General features: G+C 37.1%; 1 protein-coding gene. It reads left to right on the top strand.

Annotated elements, in window-relative coordinates; all coding sequences use genetic code 11:
- Positions 1-399 (top strand): PhoH family protein (locus CIL05_RS21655; protein WP_165769196.1); only part of this gene is annotated, 399 nt, incomplete at both ends.

The raw sequence follows: 399 nt of genomic DNA, 5'->3' as shown, positions 1-399 counted from the left end.
TGACCATGCAGGTACAGGTAAGACATTCCTCGCAATGTATATGGCACTTGAACAAGTCTTAGACAAAGAAACTCCTTATGAACAGTTACTTATTGTACGCTCTATTGTTCCGACAAAAGAAATAGGATTCTTACCTGGCGATATAGAAGAAAAGATTGCTGTATATGTTGCTCCATACAGATCTTGCGCCAGCGAAATGTTTTATGATAAAGGTGCATATGATAAGTTAAAACATAACGGTTATGTCGATTTCAAGCCTACTTCATTTATACGCGGTGAGACATATCACAACACGATCATACTAGTCGATGAAATGCAGAACTTAAACTTTCACGAATTAGATTCTATTATAACACGAGTCGGTCAAGATAGCAAAATTATTTTCTGCGGCGACTTTTG

This window comes from Virgibacillus profundi, from assembly GCF_002287375.1.
Taxonomy (GTDB): Bacteria; Bacillota; Bacilli; order Bacillales; family Amphibacillaceae; genus Virgibacillus_K; species Virgibacillus_K profundi.
The sequence above is the reverse complement of the archived record's forward strand: the minus strand, read 5'-3'. Positions and strand labels throughout refer to the sequence as shown.